Here is a 230-nt window from a genome sequence, read left to right as displayed (position 1 = left end):
CGACCTGCTCCGCCGTCAGTCCTGCCTTGCGAAGCAGCAGCTCGTCGGCGACGCCGTGCACGGTCTCCGCACGCTTGTATGCGCGCATCGTGAGCATCCGGTTCAGCGCGGCGACGACAGGCGCCTCGTCCCCCGCCGTCAGCAGGTTCGCCAGGTAGCGCATCGGGATGCGCAGGCTCTGCACGTCCGGAATCACGCCGTTCATGCCGATATGGCCTGCGTCCGCGGCC

Annotated in this window: 1 pseudogene; it reads right to left on the bottom strand. The window is 69.1% G+C overall.

The window, feature by feature from the left end:
• Positions 1-230 (bottom strand): annotated as a pseudogene (gene narH, locus R2R70_RS23610) (nitrate reductase subunit beta); the annotation flags it as partial.

The organism is Cobetia sp. SIMBA_158, assembly GCF_046566945.1.
In the GTDB taxonomy this organism is placed as follows: Bacteria; Pseudomonadota; Gammaproteobacteria; order Pseudomonadales; family Halomonadaceae; genus Cobetia; species Cobetia amphilecti.
This window is presented reverse-complemented; position numbering and strand designations above follow the sequence as displayed.